19 protein-coding genes are annotated in these 19,569 nt (G+C 68.7%); 16 read left to right on the top strand and 3 right to left on the bottom strand.

The window, feature by feature from the left end; genetic code table 11:
* Window positions 1-14 precede the first annotated feature (14 nt).
* Complete coding sequence (locus BQ8008_RS06490; protein ID WP_108833302.1) at window positions 15-764, bottom strand: hypothetical protein; 750 nt, start codon at window positions 762-764, stop codon at window positions 15-17.
* 295 nt (window positions 765-1,059) lie between these two features.
* On the opposite strand from BQ8008_RS06490, the gene BQ8008_RS06485 reads away from it, so the two are divergent.
* The 3 genes from BQ8008_RS06485 to BQ8008_RS06475 all read left to right on the top strand — a co-directional run bounded on the left by BQ8008_RS06485 (window position 1,060) and on the right by BQ8008_RS06475 (window position 3,478).
* The gene (locus BQ8008_RS06485) at window positions 1,060-1,974 is read left to right on the top strand and encodes a DMT family transporter (protein ID WP_234415264.1); all 915 of its coding nucleotides are present in this window, start codon (window positions 1,060-1,062) and stop codon (window positions 1,972-1,974) included.
* Window positions 1,975-2,161: 187 nt separating this feature from the next.
* A complete protein-coding gene (locus BQ8008_RS06480) occupies window positions 2,162-2,470 on the top strand; it encodes an ArsR/SmtB family transcription factor (protein WP_234415263.1) in 309 nt (102 codons plus the stop codon).
* An 84-nt stretch (window positions 2,471-2,554) separates the two neighbouring features.
* A complete protein-coding gene (locus tag BQ8008_RS06475; protein WP_108833300.1) occupies window positions 2,555-3,478 on the top strand; it encodes a tyrosine recombinase XerC in 924 nt (307 codons plus the stop codon).
* A gap of 119 nt (window positions 3,479-3,597) precedes the next feature.
* On the opposite strand, the gene BQ8008_RS06470 is transcribed toward BQ8008_RS06475, so the two are convergent.
* Window positions 3,598-4,713 carry a serine hydrolase domain-containing protein gene (locus BQ8008_RS06470; RefSeq protein ID WP_108833299.1) on the bottom strand — a complete coding sequence of 372 codons (1,116 nt, stop codon included), beginning with the start codon at window positions 4,711-4,713 and terminating at the stop codon, window positions 3,598-3,600.
* A 116-nt stretch (window positions 4,714-4,829) separates the two neighbouring features.
* Window positions 4,830-5,366, bottom strand: coding sequence for a M23 family metallopeptidase (locus BQ8008_RS06465; RefSeq protein ID WP_234415262.1), 537 nt, complete (start codon window positions 5,364-5,366; stop codon window positions 4,830-4,832).
* Between the two features lie 872 nt (window positions 5,367-6,238).
* Between BQ8008_RS06465 and rpsB the strand changes: the two genes are divergently transcribed.
* From rpsB to BQ8008_RS06400, 13 genes are all read left to right on the top strand, one after another.
* On the top strand, window positions 6,239-7,099 hold the full coding sequence (gene rpsB, locus BQ8008_RS06460; protein WP_108833298.1) for a 30S ribosomal protein S2: 861 nt from the start codon (window positions 6,239-6,241) through the stop codon (window positions 7,097-7,099).
* A 116-nt stretch (window positions 7,100-7,215) separates the two neighbouring features.
* Window positions 7,216-8,055: a translation elongation factor Ts gene (gene tsf, locus BQ8008_RS06455; RefSeq protein ID WP_108833297.1), complete on the top strand. Its 840-nt coding sequence runs from the start codon at window positions 7,216-7,218 to the stop codon at window positions 8,053-8,055.
* Window positions 8,056-8,342: 287 nt separating this feature from the next.
* On the top strand, window positions 8,343-9,095 hold the full coding sequence (gene pyrH / locus BQ8008_RS06450) for a UMP kinase (RefSeq protein WP_108833296.1): 753 nt from the start codon (window positions 8,343-8,345) through the stop codon (window positions 9,093-9,095).
* 149 nt (window positions 9,096-9,244) lie between these two features.
* Entirely contained in the window at window positions 9,245-9,802 is a 558-nt protein-coding gene (gene frr, locus BQ8008_RS06445) for a ribosome recycling factor (RefSeq protein WP_108833295.1), read from the top strand.
* Between the two features lie 64 nt (window positions 9,803-9,866).
* Entirely contained in the window at window positions 9,867-10,796 is a 930-nt protein-coding gene (locus BQ8008_RS06440) for a phosphatidate cytidylyltransferase (protein WP_108833294.1), read from the top strand.
* A gap of 67 nt (window positions 10,797-10,863) precedes the next feature.
* Complete coding sequence (gene rlmN / locus BQ8008_RS06435; RefSeq protein WP_108833293.1) at window positions 10,864-12,126, top strand: 23S rRNA (adenine(2503)-C(2))-methyltransferase RlmN; 1,263 nt, start codon at window positions 10,864-10,866, stop codon at window positions 12,124-12,126.
* Entirely contained in the window at window positions 12,123-12,668 is a 546-nt protein-coding gene (locus BQ8008_RS06430) for a DivIVA domain-containing protein (RefSeq protein ID WP_075418578.1), read from the top strand. Before rlmN ends, BQ8008_RS06430 begins: the two co-directional genes overlap by 4 nt.
* A gap of 59 nt (window positions 12,669-12,727) precedes the next feature.
* A complete protein-coding gene (gene dxr / locus BQ8008_RS06425) occupies window positions 12,728-14,029 on the top strand; it encodes a 1-deoxy-D-xylulose-5-phosphate reductoisomerase (protein WP_108833292.1) in 1,302 nt (433 codons plus the stop codon).
* Window positions 14,026-15,360: a M50 family metallopeptidase gene (locus BQ8008_RS06420; RefSeq protein WP_108833291.1), complete on the top strand. Its 1,335-nt coding sequence runs from the start codon at window positions 14,026-14,028 to the stop codon at window positions 15,358-15,360. The genes dxr and BQ8008_RS06420 overlap by 4 nt, the downstream gene beginning before the upstream one ends.
* Before the next feature lie 94 nt (window positions 15,361-15,454).
* Entirely contained in the window at window positions 15,455-16,636 is a 1,182-nt protein-coding gene (gene ispG, locus BQ8008_RS06415; protein WP_108833290.1) for a flavodoxin-dependent (E)-4-hydroxy-3-methylbut-2-enyl-diphosphate synthase, read from the top strand.
* A gap of 47 nt (window positions 16,637-16,683) precedes the next feature.
* Window positions 16,684-17,673 (top strand): GNAT family N-acetyltransferase, encoded by a 990-nt coding sequence (locus BQ8008_RS06410; protein WP_108833289.1) that lies wholly within the window; start codon window positions 16,684-16,686, stop codon window positions 17,671-17,673.
* A 103-nt stretch (window positions 17,674-17,776) separates the two neighbouring features.
* Entirely contained in the window at window positions 17,777-18,067 is a 291-nt protein-coding gene (locus BQ8008_RS06405; RefSeq protein ID WP_108833288.1) for a hypothetical protein, read from the top strand.
* The gene (locus BQ8008_RS06400) at window positions 18,064-19,440 is read left to right on the top strand and encodes a tripartite tricarboxylate transporter permease (protein WP_108833287.1); all 1,377 of its coding nucleotides are present in this window, start codon (window positions 18,064-18,066) and stop codon (window positions 19,438-19,440) included. Before BQ8008_RS06405 ends, BQ8008_RS06400 begins: the two co-directional genes overlap by 4 nt.
* Window positions 19,441-19,569: the final 129 nt, after the last annotated feature.

The following is a 19,569-nucleotide window of genomic DNA, read 5'->3' as shown; positions in this document are numbered from 1 at the left end:
TGAGCTCTCCGGGGTCAGACCACGGTGGCTGCTGACAGCGCAAGCTCCTGCCGGGAGTGCTGGGCCTCCTCATCCAGCAGTGGCAGGTCCTCGATCGTGACCAGTCGAGCCGTCAGTGCGTAGTCGACCAGGGCGGTGCGTCGGTAGGAGGCGTGCATACGCGGACCGCCCCGCATACCTCTGACGCCGATGCGGTCGAGCTTGTCGCAGATGTTGTCCAGCGCGCGATTGAAGCGGGTGAGTTTCCAGCCCAGGCGGGCTGCGGCGTCGGCGTTACGGGGCAGGTCGACTGGCCCGCTGCCGGTGCGACGCAGCCAGGGCTCCGCCAGGGCCAGGGTCACCAGATGCTGGTTTCGGGTCAGATTCACGATGCCCACGGTGGTCTGGCCGGAGCCCGGAGGCACCTCTCTGGTCTGGGAGACCTCGTAGCCGGGGAAGGGCACCTGCAGGATGATCTCGTAGGTGGTGGAGCCCGCCGTGAAGACGATCGCCATGTCCGGGAAGACCAGCGGTACCCGGGAGCCCGGAGCCACCCATGAACGGGAGGTGCCGGAGCGCTCGGTAAGCGTGGCGCCGATCCGGGAACCGATGTTGGCCACCCACCACAGCTCGGCGTCGTGCTCGATGATGAGGAAGCGTCGATGGAGGAAGAGGTTGTCCTCATCAAGGACGAGATCGCCCTCTCTGCCGATCTGGAAGGGGGCTCCGGGCACGATCCGAAACAGTTCACCAACGAAGTCGAGAAGCAGAGGCTCTTCACTCATCGTCGTCACTCCTTCAGATGTCAATGTCAGATGGTCCGAGATGCCTGGGAACGGTCGCGAAGGGCGGCGACATCCTCCCTGTCAGAATGCCATGGCCATCCGAGCGGTAGAAAGGGCTTGATCCCTATTGACGACCGGCTCCCATCCTGCTAGCGTCCCATGAATCGATGTATCGCATATTGTCGATATGTAAGTTGTGGTGCTGGTGATGAGGTATGCCGCCGGGCTGGATACGGGCGTCGGCCGCCTGAGGCCGGGCGGTGTCAGCAGCAATGGGAGGCAAGAGGAGGGAGACATGATGATGCAGCATCTGCGCCGTGCTGTCGGTGGTCGGGCGGGAGGGGGAGCGATCGCGTGCGCAGTGCTCGCGGTGGGATGCTTGGCGCTCGGGGGAGTGTTCGTCCGGCTCAGCGAGGTGGGGCCGATCGCCACCGGCGGCTTCCGGTCCCTGATCGCCGCCCCCATGCTGTTCCTGCTCGACGCCGGTGTCGGGCTCCGGCGCGGAGCCCAGCGGCAGGAACGCATGCCTTTTCGCGACCAAGTCACCATCGCGCTGGGCGGAGCTCTCTTGGCGATCGACCTGTGCCTGTGGAACGTGTCGTTCTTCTACACCACGCTGGCTGAGTCCAATCTCCTGGCGAATCTTGTTCCCTTCGCCGCGGCGATCTACGGGTGGGTGCTCTTCAGGGATGCTCCCGACGTCAGGCTCGTTCTTCCGGCGATCCTGGCGATCGGGGGACTACTGCTCCTGACCCCGGTCGGCGTTCACACAGACCCGCGCCATCTGCTTGGAAACGCGATGGCCCTGGCCACGGCATTCTTCTACACGGGATTTCTCGTTGTCGCCCAGGGGCTGCGAAAGCGGTACCCGGCGCTGCGCATCATGGCGGTACTCAGTCTCTGGTGCGCTGCGGTGTGTCTTGCGGTGGCGATGCTGCGTGGAGAGAACCTGCTTCCGCATTCCGTGACGGGATGGCTGCTGCTCGCCGCCCTGGCGCTCACCTCTCAGATACTCGGGCAGACCCTCATGGCGCACGCTATGCACTTCATGTCGCTGCAGCTCGGGTCGCTGTTCGCGCTGCTCCAGCCTGTGGCAGCGGCCGCCTACGCCTACATCCTCTTCGCCGAGACTCTGACGCCCTCCCAGCTCCTTGGCGTGGTGATCCTCATCGTCACCATCTATTGGGCCAGGCTCGTCCTCGGCTCGTAACGCGCCTCCGGTGCCGGATCGCGGAGCTGATGTCGTCTGCGTTCCCTGCAGGATGCCTCTCTGAGGGTGCAACGGTGCCTCAGGTATCGACATCAGTGCGGGTGGTATGCTCTGGCGCACCTCAGCAGGATTCGGGAGGGGCAGTATGTCCGCGAACGCCCATCGTCATCCGCATGACGATGAGGACATGAACGGACTGGTCGACGCCCTCAAGGTTCTTGCGCACCCGGTGCGCCTCCAGATCCTGCAGTGGCTCCGGAATCCTCGGGCGGAGTTCCCCATCGAGCAGGGGATCGCGGACCCGGATGAGTACGGGGTCTGCATCAAGCAGATCACCGACAAGGTCGGGCTGGCCCAGTCCACCGTCTCGGCGTTCATGCACGCCCTGGAGCGTGAGGAGCTGGTGACCTCCACACGTATAGGAAAATGGACTCACTACAAGCGCAACGAGCGGCGCATCGCCGACGTCCGCGCACAGTTCTCCGAACTCACCTAACTCACCCGCGTGGTCGCTCGCCTCGCCACCCATCGTCATTCGTCTTGCCATCGACCCAACAGAGCCGTCGTCAGGGGGACTATTATGCCGAGGACGCGCGCCGGCCTCCTCTCCGCCTACCAGCGTCACCTATCGCTGCAACGAGACCTCTCCCAGCACACCGTGCGGGCCTACCTCGTCGACGTGGGTGATCTCTTAAGTTTCCTCGGCGTCGGTGAGGGCGACGCCGAGCCCGTTGAGCCGGCCCTGGCCACCCTCGACCTGGCGGACCTGCGCGACTGGCTCGCCGCACAGGCCGCTGACGGGCGCTCCCGCGCCACCCTGGCCCGCCGCTCCGCCTCCGTGAGAACCTTCTCCACCTGGGCCTTCGAGGAAGGGCTGCTCGCCTCCGACGTCGCCGTGCGCCTGCGCGCCCCCCGCGTCGACAACCGACTCCCCGGGGTCCTGACGACCCAGCAGGCCGCACAGCTCCTCAAGACCGCCGCGGACCTTGCCTCAGACGGGAACGCTCTGGCCGCACGCGACCTGGCCATCATCGAGACGCTCTACGCGACCGGTGTACGGGTCTCCGAGCTCGTCGGTCTTGATGTCACCGACCTCGACCACTCCCAACGGACCCTGCGAGTCCTGGGCAAGGGCCGCAAGGAACGTACTGTCCCCTACGGGGTGCCCGCTGCCAGGGCCCTGGAGAACTGGCTGGGGCGACGCCCTGAGATCTGTGCCTCCGACGCCGGAGCCGCACTCTTCCTCGGGGCGCGAGGACGGCGCATCGACCCACGTGCGGTGCGCGACATCGTCCACCGGCTGTGCGCAGCCGCCCAGGTGCCCGACCTCGGCCCGCACGGACTGCGCCACAGCGCGGCCACCCACGTGCTGAGCGGGGGAGCGGACCTGCGCAGCGTCCAGGAGATCCTCGGACACTCCTCCCTGGCCACGACCCAGCGCTACACCCATGTCTCGGCCGAGCGGTTGCGCAGCGTCTACGAGCAGGCCTTCCCCCGCGCTTGAGACGGCGAGCACGTCCATCCAACGGCACGGTGGTGGGCTGACGCCGCGCGCGAGGCCTGGGCCCATGGGCACCTCCCCCGAAGGCGTGCAGGACCCGAGGGTCGGCGGGCGAGCGCGGCTCAGGACAGGCGGGCCAGGCGGCGGGCGATCGCGATGTGCAGTGCGAAACTGCGCTGCATCTGTGCGGTGCTGTGAAGGTTCATGACGACGTGGGCGCGTTGGCGCGGGTAGAAGAAGCTGTGTACCGCCCACAGGCCCAGACCTCCCACCGGCTCGGGCAGGCCCCGCAGGATCAAGGGCATGAACTCGCTGAAGCGGATCGTGGCCAGGCCCGTCCCGTAGTGGAGGCCCGCGCGCAGGCGGGAGCGGGGCCGGGCCAGGCGCGCCAGCAGATCCCGGTCGAGCAGGTCTCCCTCATGCAGGGCCTCCTGGAACCGCACCATGTCCTCCAGGGTTGTCACCGCGCCGCCGTCAGCGGACCCGGCGGACAGCGCCCTGGCATGGCTGATCTCCGCACCCTTGACCCAGACCGGAGCGATCTTCAGACCTGTGATCCGGACCGGAGCGATCTTCAGACCTGCCAGCTCCTCATCGGTGGCCGTGGAGTGCGGCTGACCCGTGCGCGTCATCCCCGCGGGCTGGAACACCTGGGTGCGCAGCACCTCGTGGGCGGACAGGCCGGTGACCTCCTGGAGCACGCACTGAGCCAGGGCGTAGTTGGCGTCCCCGTAGGCGAAGCGCTCACCGGGCCGGCCCTGGGGCGGCAGCCCCGCGCACTGCGCTAGCACCTCGGCCAGGTCCCACCGGCGGTCGGGGTGGCGCATGAGGCGGTCCAGCGAGCACTCGGTGGAGTATCCGCGCGGAGGCTGTATCGGGTCGGGTAGTCCTGAGCGGTGGCTGAGCAGGTGACTCAAGGTCAGGTCCCGGGACAGAATGACGCCGGGAGCGGCGGGTAGCGCGGACAGATCGATGCCCGGGGCGAGCTCGCCGATCGGCGCATCCAGGGACAGCAGCCCCTGCTGGGCCAGGCGTGCCGCCGCGACCGCCACGAAGGGCTTGCCGGCGCTCGCGGTATGAAAAGGCCGGTCGACCTCACCGAAGGAGAGCCTCACCCCCGGGGCGATGATGAGCACCTGCGGGGCCGGCAGGTCTGGGCGTCGCTTTGCGGCCATCCTCTCCAGCCTGGGCCGCAGGGAGGACTCGAACCAGCGCTGAAGGGACTCGGAGGGCCTCATGTCTCCACCTCTCTCAACAAGATGCCTTTGAAGGGGCTGTGCCCGAAAGCTCACCACTCTCCACGACCTCTCATCATCGGAAGGAATGCTGGCGAGATCAAGCATTGATCACCGTTCTACCGGACCGGCTTGAGGCGGATGACGGCCGGTTGCAGCAGGCGCAGTGGGTTGATGTAGGTCTTGGGGCCGGTGCGAGCTCCCCAGTGCAGGGCGCAGACCCCGTCCGACCGGTGCCCCGGCAGCAAGGTGCCGATGACCTGCCCGGCACCCACCGTCTCACCCGCGCTGACGCCCGGTTCCACAGGCTCATAGGTGGTGCGGATCCCGTCGGCGTGGTCGATGGAGACCACCGGACGCCCGGCCACCATGCCGGCGAATGCGACCGTCCCCGCGGCGGCGCTGCGGATCTGCGCGCCCTCCGCGGCCGCAAGGTCCACGCCGCGGTGCCCGCGTCCCCATACGACGGCCGGCGGATCGAAGCCCTCCACCACGGTGGCCGGTGCACCGGTCGGCCACTGATAGCGTCCTCGCGGCCGCCTGAGCTCATGCGGCTGCTGCACCCCGGCCTGCGCACCCGGTTCCGTCCCCTCGATGAACCGGGTGATGAGGATGGCGTCCGCGAAGAGTGAGATCGGCGAGGTCGGTGGAGTCACAGAACCGGTCAGCCCGGACGTCGTCGTGAGCTCGGGAAATGCAGGACCACCAATCTCCCGTGGTGTGCCGGAGCCGGTGGGAGACGACGGTGCGGTGAGTGCCCCGCAGGCGAGCAGGACCGCGGTCAGGGCCGCCGCGCGACGGGCTCTGCCGGGCCTTGTCGCAGGAGGGGCGCCCGGTGGGGAACCATGCGGCACACTGCAGGGACGGCAGGGTCGGCGGTGCCCCGGCAGTCCGGCTTCGTGCGTTCCGTGCGCCCTGCCTGCTGTTGCCGCCTGTACTTCCAGTGCTGTCTGTGGTTTGTGTCCCGGGTGCATGCCATCAGGGTGCGCGCCGGACGGACCCGGTCGCCGGGGACGTCGTCGGCCCTGTGGAAAACGTTCTCAGGAATCGTCCTGTGGTGACCGGAATGACTCCGAATGTCACCGAATTCGCCTCGGCAGGCGGCTCTGCCCTGTGGTAGCCTCACCCCGCAGCATTCTGCGGATCGCTCCGGCGTCAGCGGGAGACGGGACTGGGATGCTGACTTCGCGTGCCTGCACCCGAGCACCTCGGGACGTCCCTCCGGGCGACACGGTCGCGGTCCCGATCGTCATGGTTCGTCATGGTGAACGGGTGGCCGTGCGTCGCAGGCACTAGGCCCCGTCCGCGTCGGCTACCAGCCGGTCGCCGGGCTCCGGTCATCGGTCGGTCCTTGGTCATTCTTTGATCACTGTATCGGTCTCCGGCTCGGTGTGCGCCCATCCAGCGCGCGGAACCACAGGGGAACAACCCAGAAAAGTAACTCCGGGACGCGCCTGGGCCCACTGCTCAGCCGTCCCCCGAATGATCGTGCGTCGAGCAACCTCTCGGCACACACGGAAGGACCGTCATGGCCGTCGTCACCATGCGCCAGCTCCTTGATAGCGGTGTCCACTTCGGGCACCAGACCCGTCGCTGGAACCCCAAGATGAAGCGCTTCATCCTCACCGAGCGCAACGGCATCTACATCATCGACCTCCAGCAGTCCATCGAGGGCATCAACACCGCCTACGACTTCGTCAAGGAGATCGTCGCTCGCGGCGGCAACATCCTGTTCGTCGGAACCAAGAAGCAGGCCCAGGCCGCCGTGGCCGAGCAGGCCCAGCGCGTCGGCATGCCCTACGTCAACCAGCGCTGGCTGGGCGGCATGCTCACCAACTTCTCCACCGTGCGCGCCCGCCTGGACCGCATGAAGGAGCTCGAGCAGATCGACTTCGACGACGTGGCCGGCTCCGGTCGCACCAAGAAGGAGCTGCTCATGATGCGCCGCGAGAAGGACAAGCTCCAGCGCACCCTGGGCGGTATCCGCGACATGAGCAGGCTCCCCGCCGCCGTGTGGGTCGTGGACACCAAGAAGGAGCACCTGGCCATCTCCGAGGCCCAGAAGCTCGGGATCCCGGTCATCGCCATCCTCGACACCAACTGCGACCCGGATGAGGCCACCTACGGCATTCCCGGCAACGACGACGCCATCCGCGCCGTCACCCTGCTCACCCGTGTCGTCGCCGATGCCACCGCCGAGGGCCTGCTGGCCCGCTCCGGCGGCCGCGCCCGCACCGGGGAGGAGGCCGAGGTCGCCGCTGCCGACGCCGAGCCGCTGCCCGAGTGGGAGGCGCAGCTCCTCGCCGGAGCCGAGGCCTCCGAGGCTGCTGCTGAGGCCACCGAGGCCGTCGAGATCGCTGCCGAGGCCCCTGCCGCCGAGCAGGCCTGAGCCCAGGCATCGCATTCACGCCTCCTCGTTCACAGCGCGGCGCCTGCGCGCTGTGAACACCTTTCACACGTTCTTTTTCACACGTCTATTAGTCACTGACTGACCAGGAGACATTCATGGCGAACTACACCACTGCCGACATCAAGGCGCTGCGCGAGAAGACCGGCGCCGGCATGCTCGACGTCAAGAAGGCCCTCGACGAGGCCGAGGGCGACGCCGAGAAGGCCATCGAGATCATTCGCGTCAAGGGCCTCAAGGGCATCGCCAAGCGCGAGGGCCGCGCCGCCTCCGCCGGCCTCATCGCCGCCAAGGTCGTCGACTCCGGCGACGGCCAGGTCGGCATCCTCGTCGAGATCAACGCCGAGACCGACTTCGTGGCCAAGAACCAGAAGTTCCTCGACTACGCCGAGCAGGTCCTCACCGCCGCCCTCGCCTCCGGCGCCACCGACGCCGAGGCCCTGGCCGAGGTCGAGGTCGACGGCTCCACCGTCAAGGAGCTCACCGACGGCATGCAGGCCGTCATCGGCGAGAAGATCGTCGTGCGTCGCGTCGGTCGCCTCGAGGCCGACAAGATCGAGCTCTACCTGCACCGCACCAACCCCGACCTGCCCGCCCAGGTCGGCGTTCTGGTGGGCACCGACGCCAAGGCCGCCGAGGTGGCCCACGACGTCGCCATGCACATCGCCGCCTACTCCCCTGACTACGCCACCCGCGACGACGTCCCGGCCGAGGTCGTGGACAAGGAGCGCGCCATCGCCGAGGAGACCACCCGCGCCGAGGGCAAGCCCGAGAAGGCCATCCCCAAGATCGTCGAGGGACGCCTCAGCGGCTTCTTCAAGGAGAACGTCCTGGTCGACCAGGCCTTCGCCAAGGACCCCAAGACCACGGTCGGCAAGGTCGTCGAGGTCACCGGCGGCGAGCTGACCGGCTTCGTCCGCTTCCGCGTCGGCGCCTGAGCCACCCGCCGCCGGGCCGGCCCGTTGGGTGACCGGCGTCGTCGACCGGCTGGAGACATCCGGGGCGGGGGCACGAGCACCATGCTCGTGCCCCCGCCCCTCTCATTCCGCCTCGTTCGCCGACACCCGTTCGGGGCTGCGCCGTGGAGCACTCCGCGGAGCATGTCGCAGGGCATAGTCCCATGGCGTGTCTGACCCCTCCGGGCGACCACGATCGTGGCACAGCGCCGTCGCGGACGGGGTAGGCTGTGCGCAGCCTGCCCACCGACCCCAGGAGACATAGCGCAATGAGTCAGGAACCGGCTCGTGACGACCGCGTCGCCCACGGCACGCACCCCAGACGTGTTCTGCTCAAGCTCTCCGGTGAGGTCTTCGGCGGCGGATCGATAGGCTTGGATCCCGACGTCGTCTCCGACGCGGCCCGTCAGATCGCCGATGCCGTCCGTGCCGGGGTCCAGGTCTCCGTCGTCGTTGGAGGAGGGAACTTCTTCCGCGGCGCCGAGCTCTCGTCGCGAGGAATGGACCGAGCCCGCGCCGACTACATGGGCATGCTGGGTACCGTCATGAACGCCCTGGCCCTGCAGGACTTCATCGAGAAGGCCGGGGTCCCCGCCCGCGTCCAGACAGCCATCGCCATGGGGCAGGTCGCCGAGTCCTACATCCCCCTGCGCGCCATCCGCCACATGGAGAAGAACCGCGTCGTCGTTTTCGGCGCCGGAGCCGGCCTGCCCTACTTCTCCACCGACACGGTCGCTGCCCAGCGGGCTCTGGAGACCCACTGCGACGAGCTGCTCGTGGGCAAGAACGGCGTCGACGGCGTCTACACCGCCGATCCCCGCAAGAACCCCGACGCCCAGCGCCTCGACCAGCTCACCTACGAACGAGCCCTGGCCGACGGCCTCCAGGTGGTCGACGCCTCCGCCTTCGCCCTGTGCCGCGACAACGGACTGGCCATGCGCGTCTTCGGCATGGGGGAGCCCGGAAACATCACCCGCGCCCTGCTGGGTGAGAGAATCGGGACACTCGTCAGCTGCGGCTGACGCGGAGTCAGGCGGGGCCGACGACGAAACCCCTGATCCCGTCTCCGTCCACCGCGCGGACGAGCAGCACGCACGGTGCCCATACAGTCATCCTCGAGATGACCGATACCAACCCATGAACCCACCGACCGCCCAGTAAAGGAATCACCATGATCGACGACGTCATGCTCGAGGCCGAGGACAAGATGGACAAGGCCCTCCAGGCCGCCAAGAACGAGCTCGCCTCCATCCGCACCGGCCGTGCCAACCCCTCGATGTTCAACGGGATCGTGGTGGACTACTACGGCGCCCCCACCCCGCTCCAGCAGCTCGCCTCCCTGACGATCCCCGAGGCCCGCACCGTCCTGGTCAGCCCCTTCGACCGCTCCGCCATGAAGGACATCGTCACCGCCATCCGCGAGTCCGACCTCGGCGTCAACCCCACTGACGACGGAACGGTCATCCGCATCACCCTGCCGGCACTGACCGAGGAGCGCCGCAAGGACTACGTCAAGCTCGCCCGCTCCCGTGCCGAGGACTCCCGCGTCCAGGTGCGCGGCATCCGCGGCAAGGCCAAGAAGGAGCTCGAGGCCATCAAGAAGGACGGCGAGGCCGGCGAGGACGACGTCAAGCGCGCCGAGCACGAGCTCGATGGCCTCACCAAGCGCTTTGTCGAGCAGATCGACGCGGCCCTGAGCGCTAAGGAGAGCGAGCTCCTGGAAGTCTGACGCCTCCGAGCCTGGGACCCGTTCCCTCCTGAGATCCCAAGCCCCGCCGACCTCTGTGAGCCCAGTGACGACCCTGCTGAACCCGCGACCCACGCGCAACCACGACCCGCTGCCCGCCACCGGGCGGGCGGGCCGCAACCTGCCCGCCGCCGTCGGGGTGGCGGTCGTCCTCATCGCCGTGGTCCTGGGCTCGCTGGCCTTTCAGAAGATCATCTTCGTGGGCGTCGTCGTGCTGGCCGTGTGCGGGGCTCTGTGGGAGCTGGCTGCGGCCTTCGCCCGCAAGAACATCCGCCTGCCACTGGCGCCGTTGTGGCTGGGCACCCTGGGCATCTCCGTGTGCGCCTGGGAGCTGGGGGCGGAGGCGGCCTTCGGGGCCTACGTGGCCACTGCCGGCGCCTGCGTCCTGTGGAGCTTCATGGACCACGCCGAGGCGGAGACCGGCACCGTTCTGGAGCAGGCCGGTCATGACATCCCCCGCACCGACGCCCATGACGAGGTCCGCCGCTCGCGCTCCAGTGCCGCGGCCGCCTCGGTCTTCGCCGCCACCTACCTGCCCTACCTGGCCGGCTTCGCCGTCCTGCTCCTGGTCCAGGATCACGGAGTGGGGAAAGTCATGATGCTCATCGCGCTGGCGGCGGCCAGCGACACCGGCGGGTGGCTGGCCGGCATCACCTTCGGCCGCCACCCCATGGCCCCCTCGGTCTCGCCCAAGAAGTCCTGGGAGGGGTTCTTGGGCTCCCTGCTGGCGGCAGTGGCCACCGGTGCCGGCTGCGTGTGGGCCATCGGCGGCCCCTGGTGGGCCGGCGCCGCCCTGGGTACCTGCACCGTGATCGTCTCCACCCTGGGTGACCTGGGGGAGTCCCTGCTCAAGCGCGACCTGGGGCTCAAGGACATGGGCACGCTCCTGCCCGGCCACGGAGGAATCATGGACCGGCTCGACTCGATCCTCGTGGCCGCTCCACTTGTCTACGCCTTCACCCTCCTGGTGAAATAGGCACGGCATGCCCAACCCTATCGACCAGCCCGGCCCTCCCCAGCCCCGGGACACGAGGAGCACGAGCGTGAGTCCTTCGCGAGTACAGCAGCGCCCCCGGCGCCCGCAGCCCGTCAGCATCACCGGGCGGCCGCGTGACGGCCAGATCCAGGTCATGCCCACCGACCAGCCGCCGGAGGGCGCTACCAGTCCTGACGCCAAGCCGCGACTGTCCTTCGCCGTGCCGGCGGCTCGTGGCAAGGCCCCCCGGCACCTGGCCGACCTCGACCTGGCCGGTCGCAAGGCCGCCTGCAAGGACTCGGGCCTGCCATCCTTCCGCGCCGACCAGCTCTCACGTCACTACTTCACCCACTTCACCCGCGACAGCGCGGACATGACCGACCTGCCCGCCTCCCAGCGCGAGCAGCTGTGCGCCGATCTGCTGCCCGAGCTCATCACCCCGGTGCGCGCCCTGCGCGCCGATGGCGGCCGCACCATCAAGCACCTGTGGGAGCTCCATGACGGCGTCCGCGTCGAGAGCGTCCTCATGCGCTACAAGGACCGCACCACGTTGTGCGTCTCCTCCCAGGCCGGCTGCGGCATGGCCTGCCCCTTCTGCGCCACCGGCCAGATGGGTCTCACCCGCAACCTGTCGACCGCGGAGATCGTCGAACAGGTGCGCCACGCCGCCCAGGCATCGGCCGCCGGCGACCTGAGCGGGGGTCCGGCGCGCCTGTCCAACGTGGTCTTCATGGGCATGGGCGAGCCGATGGTCAACTACAAGAACGTCGTCGGCGCCCTCCACCGCCTCATCGACCCGGCCCCCGAGGGCTTCGGTCTGTCTGCCCGCGGTGTCACCGTCTCCACGGTGGGGCTGGTGCCCCTCATCCGCAGACTCGCCGGTGAGGGCCTGCCGGTGACCCTGGCCGTCTCCCTGCACGCCCCCGATGACGAGCTGCGCGACGAGCTCATCCCCGTCAACTCCAAGTGGAAGGTCGGCGAGCTGCTCGACGCCGCCCACGACTACTTCCTGGCCACAGGCCGGCGAGTGTCCATCGAGTACGCACTCATCAAGGACATGAACGACCACGCCTGGCGCGCCCAGCTGCTGGCCGAGGAGCTCAACCGCAGGGACACCGGATGGGCCCATGTCAACCCCATCCCGCTCAACCCCACCCCCGGCTCCATCTGGACCTGCTCGGAGGACGAGGTTCAGGATATATTCGTCGACACGCTTCGGCGTGCCGGAATTACCACGACAGTGCGAGACACTCGAGGCAGCGACATCGACGGTGCCTGCGGACAGCTCGCGACCGAGGTACTCAACCAGGAGAGGGCTAAGACGACATGAGCGACATGTTCCCCAAGTCAGCGCTCCTGCGACCGGGCTACCGCCCCGAGCAGGTCGACCGCTACTTCGAGACGGCTCACGAGATCTACGACGCCGGCGAGCTCGACGAGATGGACTCCGAGGGCGTGCGCACCGTCGCCTTCGACGTGGTCCTGCGCGGTTACCAGCCGCAGGCCGTCGACGCGGCCCTCGACCGCCTTGAGGCCGCCTTCCTCCAGCGCCGTCGCGCCGCCTTCGTGGCCAAGAAGGGGCGTCAGGCCTGGATGGACCAGGTCACCCAGCTCGCCACCACCCTCTACCCGCGCCTCCTGCGTCCGGCCGGCGAGCGCTTCGCCCCTGCCTCCGGGCAGGGGTATGACAAGACTGACGTCGACGCCCTCATGGACCGCATCGCCGGCTATTTCGACTCCGACACCACCCTGACCTCCAGCGAGGTGCGTGGAGCGGTCTTCCGCCGCGCCCGGGGAAACAAGGCCTACGGGGAGCCCAGCGTCGACCGCTACCTGGCGCGCGTCGTCGAGGTCCTCCTGTCCGTCGAGTAGGCCGAGCAGACCGAGTAAGCCGAGAAGGTCGAGTAAACCCTGAGGAAACCCGCCGCCCCATGACCGGCCACGCATCGTCACGTTCCTGTTCCCCTCAGTCCCTCCAGCGACTGGTCCTGCTCGGATCCACCGGGTCGATCGGCACCCAGACCCTCGAGGTCCTCACCCGCCTGGGCCAAACCGCTCCGCGAGTGGTCGCCCTGGCCGCCGGCGGAAGCCGCCTGGAGCTCCTGGCCCGCCAGGCCGTCGCCTGGGAGGTCCCCGTCCTGGCCGTCACCGGTGGGGGAGAGAACCTCGCCGGTCACCTGCGCCAGGCCCTGTCGACTGCGGCCGCCGAGACCGGTCGCCCTGACCCGGTCACCACGATTCTCGCCGGCCCCGACGCCGCCACCACGGCGGTCGAGGCCGCACAGCTCGGGTCCGGTGACACGGTCGTCAACGGCATCACGGGCTCCGTGGGCCTGCTGCCCACGCTGACGGCCCTGCGCAGCGGAGCCCGCCTGGCCCTGGCCAACAAGGAGTCCCTCGTCGTCGGAGGCGCCCTGGTCCGCCAGTCACTCACCCGGCCCGGCCAGGTGGTGCCCGTGGACTCCGAGCACTCCGCCATCGCCCAGGCCCTGGCCAGCGGCCGCCACGAGAAGGGCCTGACCAGTCCCGTCATCAGCGGGCGCAGCGAGGTGCGCCGGCTGGTCCTGACCGCTTCCGGTGGCCCCTTCCGCGGCAGGAGCCGGGAGACACTCACCGGGATCAGTGCCGCAGCCGCCCTCAACCACCCCACTTGGGACATGGGGCCAGTGGTGACCATCAACTCCTCGACCCTCATCAACAAGGGGCTCGAGCTCATCGAGGCCCACCTCCTGTTCGACGTGGCCCCCGAGCAGATCGACGTCGTCGTCCACCCCCAGTCGATCATCCACTCCATGGTCGAGTTCACCGACGGCGCCACCATCGCCCAGGCCTCCCCGCCCGACATGCGCCTGCCCATCGCCCTGGGACTGACCTGGCCCGAGCGTGCCGACCTGTCCGGCCTGGTGGTGCCCAACGACTGGCGCGAACCGGTCAGCTGGACCTTCGAGCCATTGGACGGCGAGGCCTTCCCCGCCGTCGACCTGGCCCGCAGCGCCGTGGCCGCATCAGCCACCCACCCGGCCGTCCTCAACGCCGCCAACGAGCAGGCCGTCGCCGCCTTCCTGGGCGGCGGGCTCGAGTGGCTGGACATCGTCGCGATCGACGCGGCCGTCGTCGGCGAGCACGAGGGGCTGTCCTCCCCGAGCCTCGACGACGTCCTGGCCGTGGAGACCTGGGCCCGCACCCGCGCCGACGAGCTGATCGCGGCACGAAACGGAGGAACGCACTCGTGAGCACCACCCTGGCCTACATTCTGGGCATTGTCATCCTCATCATCGGGATCGGTGTCTCGGTGGCCCTCCACGAGCTCGGGCACATGATCCCGGCCAAGAAGTTCGGCGTGAAGGTACCCGAGTACTTCATCGGCTTCGGCCCGAGGCTCTGGTCGTTCAGGCGCGGCGAGACCGAGTACGGCGTCAAGGCCATCTGGCTGGGCGGCTACGTCAAGCTCGTCGGCATGCTGCCGCCGGCCAAACCCGGAAAGCCGGACCGGCGCCGCAAGGACGGCAGCCTGGGCATGGTGGGCGAGGCACGTGCCGAGGCCCTCGAGGAGATCCGGCCGGGCGAGGAGCACCGCGCCTTCTACCACCTGAGCGTCCCCAAGAAGCTCATCGTCATGGCCGGGGGGATCCTCACCAACCTGGTCCTGGGAATCCTTCTTCTGGCAATCGCCATCGGCGCCGTCGGCATCCCGGGGCGCACGACCACGCTGTCGAAGGTGGAGCCCTGCGTCTCGTCCAACGTTGACGAGAACGCCCCCTGCCAGGACTCCGACCCGGCCGGCCCCGCCAGCGCCGCTGGTATCAAGGCCGGCGACCGGATCGTCTCCTGGGGCGGGGTGCAGGTCTCCACCTGGGAGGAGCTCCAGGCCCGGATCGCGGCCGGAGGGACCAGCCCCACCCAGGTCGTCGTCGAGAGCGGCGGTGCGACGCGCTCCGTGAGCGTCACCCCGGTCGAGGTGCAGCGCACCGTCCGCGACTCCCAGGGCGCCCCGGTCAAAGACGACTCCGGCACGGTGCGAACCGAGGCCCGCCCCTACGTGGGGATCGCCCCCTCCCTGGGAACCGTTCCGCAGAGTCCGGCCAAGATACCGGGCTTCATCGGACAGGCCGTCGGCGGCACGGTCAAGGCCATCGTCACCCTCCCGGTCGGGCTCTACCACGCCGTCCAGGCCGGACTGGGCATGGAGCAGCGCAGCGCCGACAGCGGCGTCGTCGGCCTGGTGGGCATGGGGCGCATGGCCGGGCAGGCCACCAGCGGTGGCGCCGTCGGCGGCGGGGAGGTTCCCCTGTCGATGCGCGTCAGCAGCATGCTCGTGCTGCTGGGCAGCCTCAACCTGGCGCTGTTCGCCTTCAACCTGCTGCCGCTGCTGCCCCTGGACGGCGGGCACGTGGTCGGAGCCTGCTGGGAGGGCGTCCGACGCATGATTGCCAAGGTGCAGGGAAAACCCGACCCGGGACCGGTGGACACGGCCAAGATGCTGCCTGTCGGCCAGGTCGTCTTCGGCCTGCTCATCCTCATGGCGCTCGTCCTGGTATGGGTCGACATCGCGGCTCCGCTGTGAACCCAGCGATGACCGGGGGCGCTCCGGTGCCGGCGGGAGCGATGCCACACGCCTGCGGTACAGGGCCGGGCAGGGTGGGTGACATACTGGTCGGGTGACTGAAGCGATCGCTCTTGGCATCCCCACCATGCGCGCCCAGGCCCCGGTCCTGGCGCCGCGCCGACCAACCCGCAAGATCAGGGTCGGCAGCCTCAACGTTGGTGGAGACGCGCCCATCACCGTGCAGTCCATGACCACCACCAAGACGCACGACATCGGTGCCACGCTCCAGCAGATCGCCGAGCTGACGGCCTCGGGCTGCGACATCGTGCGCGTGGCCTGCCCCACCGACAAGGACGCCGAGGCGCTGCCGATCATCGCCAAGCAGTCGCGCATCCCCGTCATCGCGGACATCCACTTCAACCCCAAGTACGTCTTCGCCGCGATCGAGGCCGGCTGTGGTGCCGTGCGCGTCAACCCCGGCAACATCCGCAAGTTCGACGACCAGGTCGCCGACATCTGCAAGGCCGCCTCCGACGCCGGTGTCTCCCTGCGCATCGGCGTCAACGCCGGAAGCCTCGACAAGCGCCTGCTCAAGAAGTACGGCAAGGCCACCCCCGAGGCGCTCGTGGAGTCCGCCACCTGGGAGGCCGGCCTGTTCGAGGAGAACGACTTCCACGACTTCAAGATCTCCGTCAAGCACCACGACGTCGTCACCATGGTGCAGGCCTACCGGCTCCTGTCGGAGGCCGGTCGCTGGCCCCTCCACCTGGGCGTGACCGAGGCCGGCCCCGCCTTCCAGGGCACCATCAAGTCCTGCGCCGCCTTCGGCACCCTGCTCGCCGAGGGCATCGGCGACACCATCCGCGTCTCCCTGTCCGCTCCTCCGGTCGAGGAGGTCAAGGTGGGCACCAAGCTCCTGGAGTTCATGGGCCTGCGTCAGCGCCAGCTCGAGATCGTCTCCTGCCCCTCCTGCGGCCGCGCCCAGGTGGATGTGTGGACCCTGGCCGAGGAGGTGGAGACCGGGCTCAAGAAGATCACCGCCCCGCTGCGCGTGGCCGTCATGGGCTGCGTCGTCAACGGCCCCGGCGAGGCCCGCGAGGCTGACCTGGGCTGCGCCTCGGGCAACGGCAAGGGGCAGATCTTCGTGCGCGGCCAGGTCGTCGAGACCGTCCCCGAGGACCAGGTCGTCGAGACCCTCCTCAAGCACGCCGAGGCCATGGCCGCCGAGATGGCCGAGGAGCTCGGCGAGGAGGCCCTGGCCGGCACCAGCCCCATGGTCTCGGCCGCCGGCTGAGGACTGGTGAGGGCGGGGCGCCGAGACCCCGCTCGAGCCCGGTGGGTATGAGCTTCCTGCGACACCGCGATCACGGACGCGCACAGCGCGGCGCCGACCGTCTGACACCGGTTCCCTCCGACCAGGTGTCAGGTGTCATGTCACTGTGCGACCTCGAGCCGGTCAGCGCCGTGGGCCTGGTCCAGCAGATGCAGCGCTGGTCGCGTTGGGGCCGCGGTGACGTCGTCGCCCTGGGCGGCCTGGCCCACCCCGTCGCGGCGGCGTGGTCGGTCGGCTCGCTCATGCCCTTCGGCCTGGCCGGGCGCCCCGAGCACGGACTGCGCGCCGCGGACTCCGGCGAGATCTGGGCGCTGGCCGAGCACGCCGGGCCCCGGCTGTCCCGTCGCGGCTCGGTCTCAGGACCGGCTCAGGACGTCGCCGCCGTCTGGGGCGCTCTGAGCGAGCAGGGGCAGCGCTCCCGCCATGAGCGTTGGAGGCAGCCGGTCCTCACCGCCCCCCACATCGGGGGCGGGCTGGTGAGCGCGCACCTGGGTCGTCGTCCGTCCCAGGCATGGGTGGGGCAGTCGGTTCGTCCGGCCCGACCGGACGAGGAGGAGCTGGTCCTGCCGGCCTCGGTGGACATGTTCGTCGGCGAGCTCGACTACGACCCCACCGTCGACGGTCCCGGGTACAGGCGCCACGTCAGCTGGCTCATTGAGCAGGGACGCAGCTACGTCGTTCTCGATGACGGCGCAGGCCACCCGATCCGGCCCGGATCGCCCCGGGCGGTGGCCTTCAAGGCCGACGTTGGAGCCCTGTGGCGATCCCCCTCCGGCGGCGTCGCTCAGCTGACCGGCGTGTGGACGCGCCCGGACCTGCGTGGGCGAGGAGTGGGGGCGGCGGCACTGGCCGGTGTGGTGGATGCCGTGCACCGGGACCATGTCGGGACCGATGGCGTCGTGAGCCTCTACGTCAACGACTACAACGCCGCGGCCTTGGCGCTCTACCAGTCCCTCGGCTTTCGACAGGTGGGCATGTTCGCCACCGTGCTCCTGTAATACCGGTGAGGCAAGACGATATTCTTTTGTTACAGGGTGCCCTGCAAAGTCATGGTGAACAACATATGGAGCGCCTCAGGCAACTCGCCTACGATCACCAATCGTGCGCAATACGGTCGAAGTCGACTCCGAGAGCACGGAGCGTCAGAATAATATCGAGGTCTGGAACGATCTCGTCTCGCCCAGAGATTTGCTCATCTGTCTTCTGATATCGGTGATGTGTGTCGTCGCAGCGGTACTTTTGTCCTCCTCTTTCGGTGGGAAGCCGCTGTTCTGGGGACTGGGGGCCTCAACGATCGGTTTTATCGCCTGCTGCGTCCTGGTGAGTCCCAAGCGCGAGGTCACCATTGTCGACGAGCTGAGCGTCGGTACGAGTGAAGGGGCGGACCAGTGACCGTGAGCCTTCTTCTCATGATGGTGGCCGCCATCCTGGCCGCCGTGGTGCTGTACACGTTCATCGGGTTCATTCCCGGCACCGATGAGACCGGGGTGCTCGCGCCCGTCACCCTGGCGATCATCCTGGCCGGAGCCCCGCCGCACGTGGTCCTCGCCTTCTTCATCTCCGCCGTGGTCACGCTCAACCTCATGAACGGCATCCCGACGGCGCTGGTGGGTCTTCCCGGTGGGGTGATGTCCGCTCCGCTCATGGATCATGCCATGGTGCTGCGCAACAAGGGCCTGGCCTCCGACACGATCCGGAAGATGGCGGTGGGCTCGGCCATCGGAACCCTCATCTCCATTCCCCTGAGCTTCCTCCTGGCCGGTCTGCTGCTTCCCATGGCCGACTGGATCAAGACCCATTCCGACATCGTCCTTGCGGCCGGAGCCGTGGTCCTGGCCCTGCTCGGAAAGAACCGCATCCTCTCACTGGTGTCAATTCTTCCCATGGCGCTCCTGTTTCAGGCGCTTCCGGCCCTCTACCGGGGCGCGGGCATCATTCCGGACAAGGCCAGCGTCAACACCTCCTTCTTCCTCGGGATCACTGTGGGACCCATGCTCCTGACCCTCCTCGAGCTGCTCAACGCCAAGCGCCGGGAGGAGCTGCCGCACGGCACCCGCACCAAGGCCGAGCTGCTGCGCTCCGGTTTCGGCCGCCAGGCGCTGTGGCCGGGCCGCCTCATCACCAGGTCCGAGGGATGGTGGAGTTCCGCCATGGCCGCCGCCTCCACCCCGCTGTTCATTCTCAGCCCGGTGGGCCTGACCTTCCTGCTGGGTGAGGCCTCCGTGGCCCGCCAGAAGGAGGACCGGGTGCCCCGCGCGCAGCGTGCGGTGACCGTCATGAGCGCGCTGACCCACTCGACCTACCTGGCCGGCGTCATCATCCCGCTGGTGGCGCTCGGGGTCCCGATCTCCGGGGTCTCCGTCGGTCCCGCCGGCCCGCTGTTCAACGCGGGCTCGGTCTACACCAAGCAGCACAACCTGCACCACCTGCTGGACCTTCCCGGGTTCATCGTCACCGTGTCCTTCGGGGCCCTTATCGCGGTTGCGATCACCTACGTCATCGCGGTGCGCTGGTCCTCGCAGATCACCTACTTCGTCATGCGCCGGATCCCCCACGAGGCGGTGCTGGCGCTGTTCGTCGCCTTCGTCATCCTGCTGGCCTATATCGACGCCGACCAGAAGGCGGGCCTGGCCAACGTCTTCGGGGTCCTGCTCGTAGGAGTCGTGTGCGGATCACTCAACCGTCTGGGCGTCGCCTACGGCGTCCAGTTCATGTCGCTCTACGCCGCCCCCGGCATCGTCAAGGCGCTGGCGGCGTTGGCCTGAGCGGCCCTCCAGAGGGAGGCGGCGGAGGTTGGGGACGGACCTCCGCCGCACGCCTGTGTGATGTACCGCGCGAGTCTCGTTGAGTATATGAGTCCTGGTCCGCTGCCTGAGGTCAGTGGCCTCCTGCGG

The sequence above is a fragment of the Actinomyces sp. Marseille-P3109 genome, assembly GCF_900323545.1.
Taxonomy (GTDB): domain Bacteria; phylum Actinomycetota; class Actinomycetes; order Actinomycetales; family Actinomycetaceae; genus Actinomyces.
Note: the sequence above shows the minus strand (reverse complement) of the source record. Positions and strands in the feature narration are given on the sequence as shown.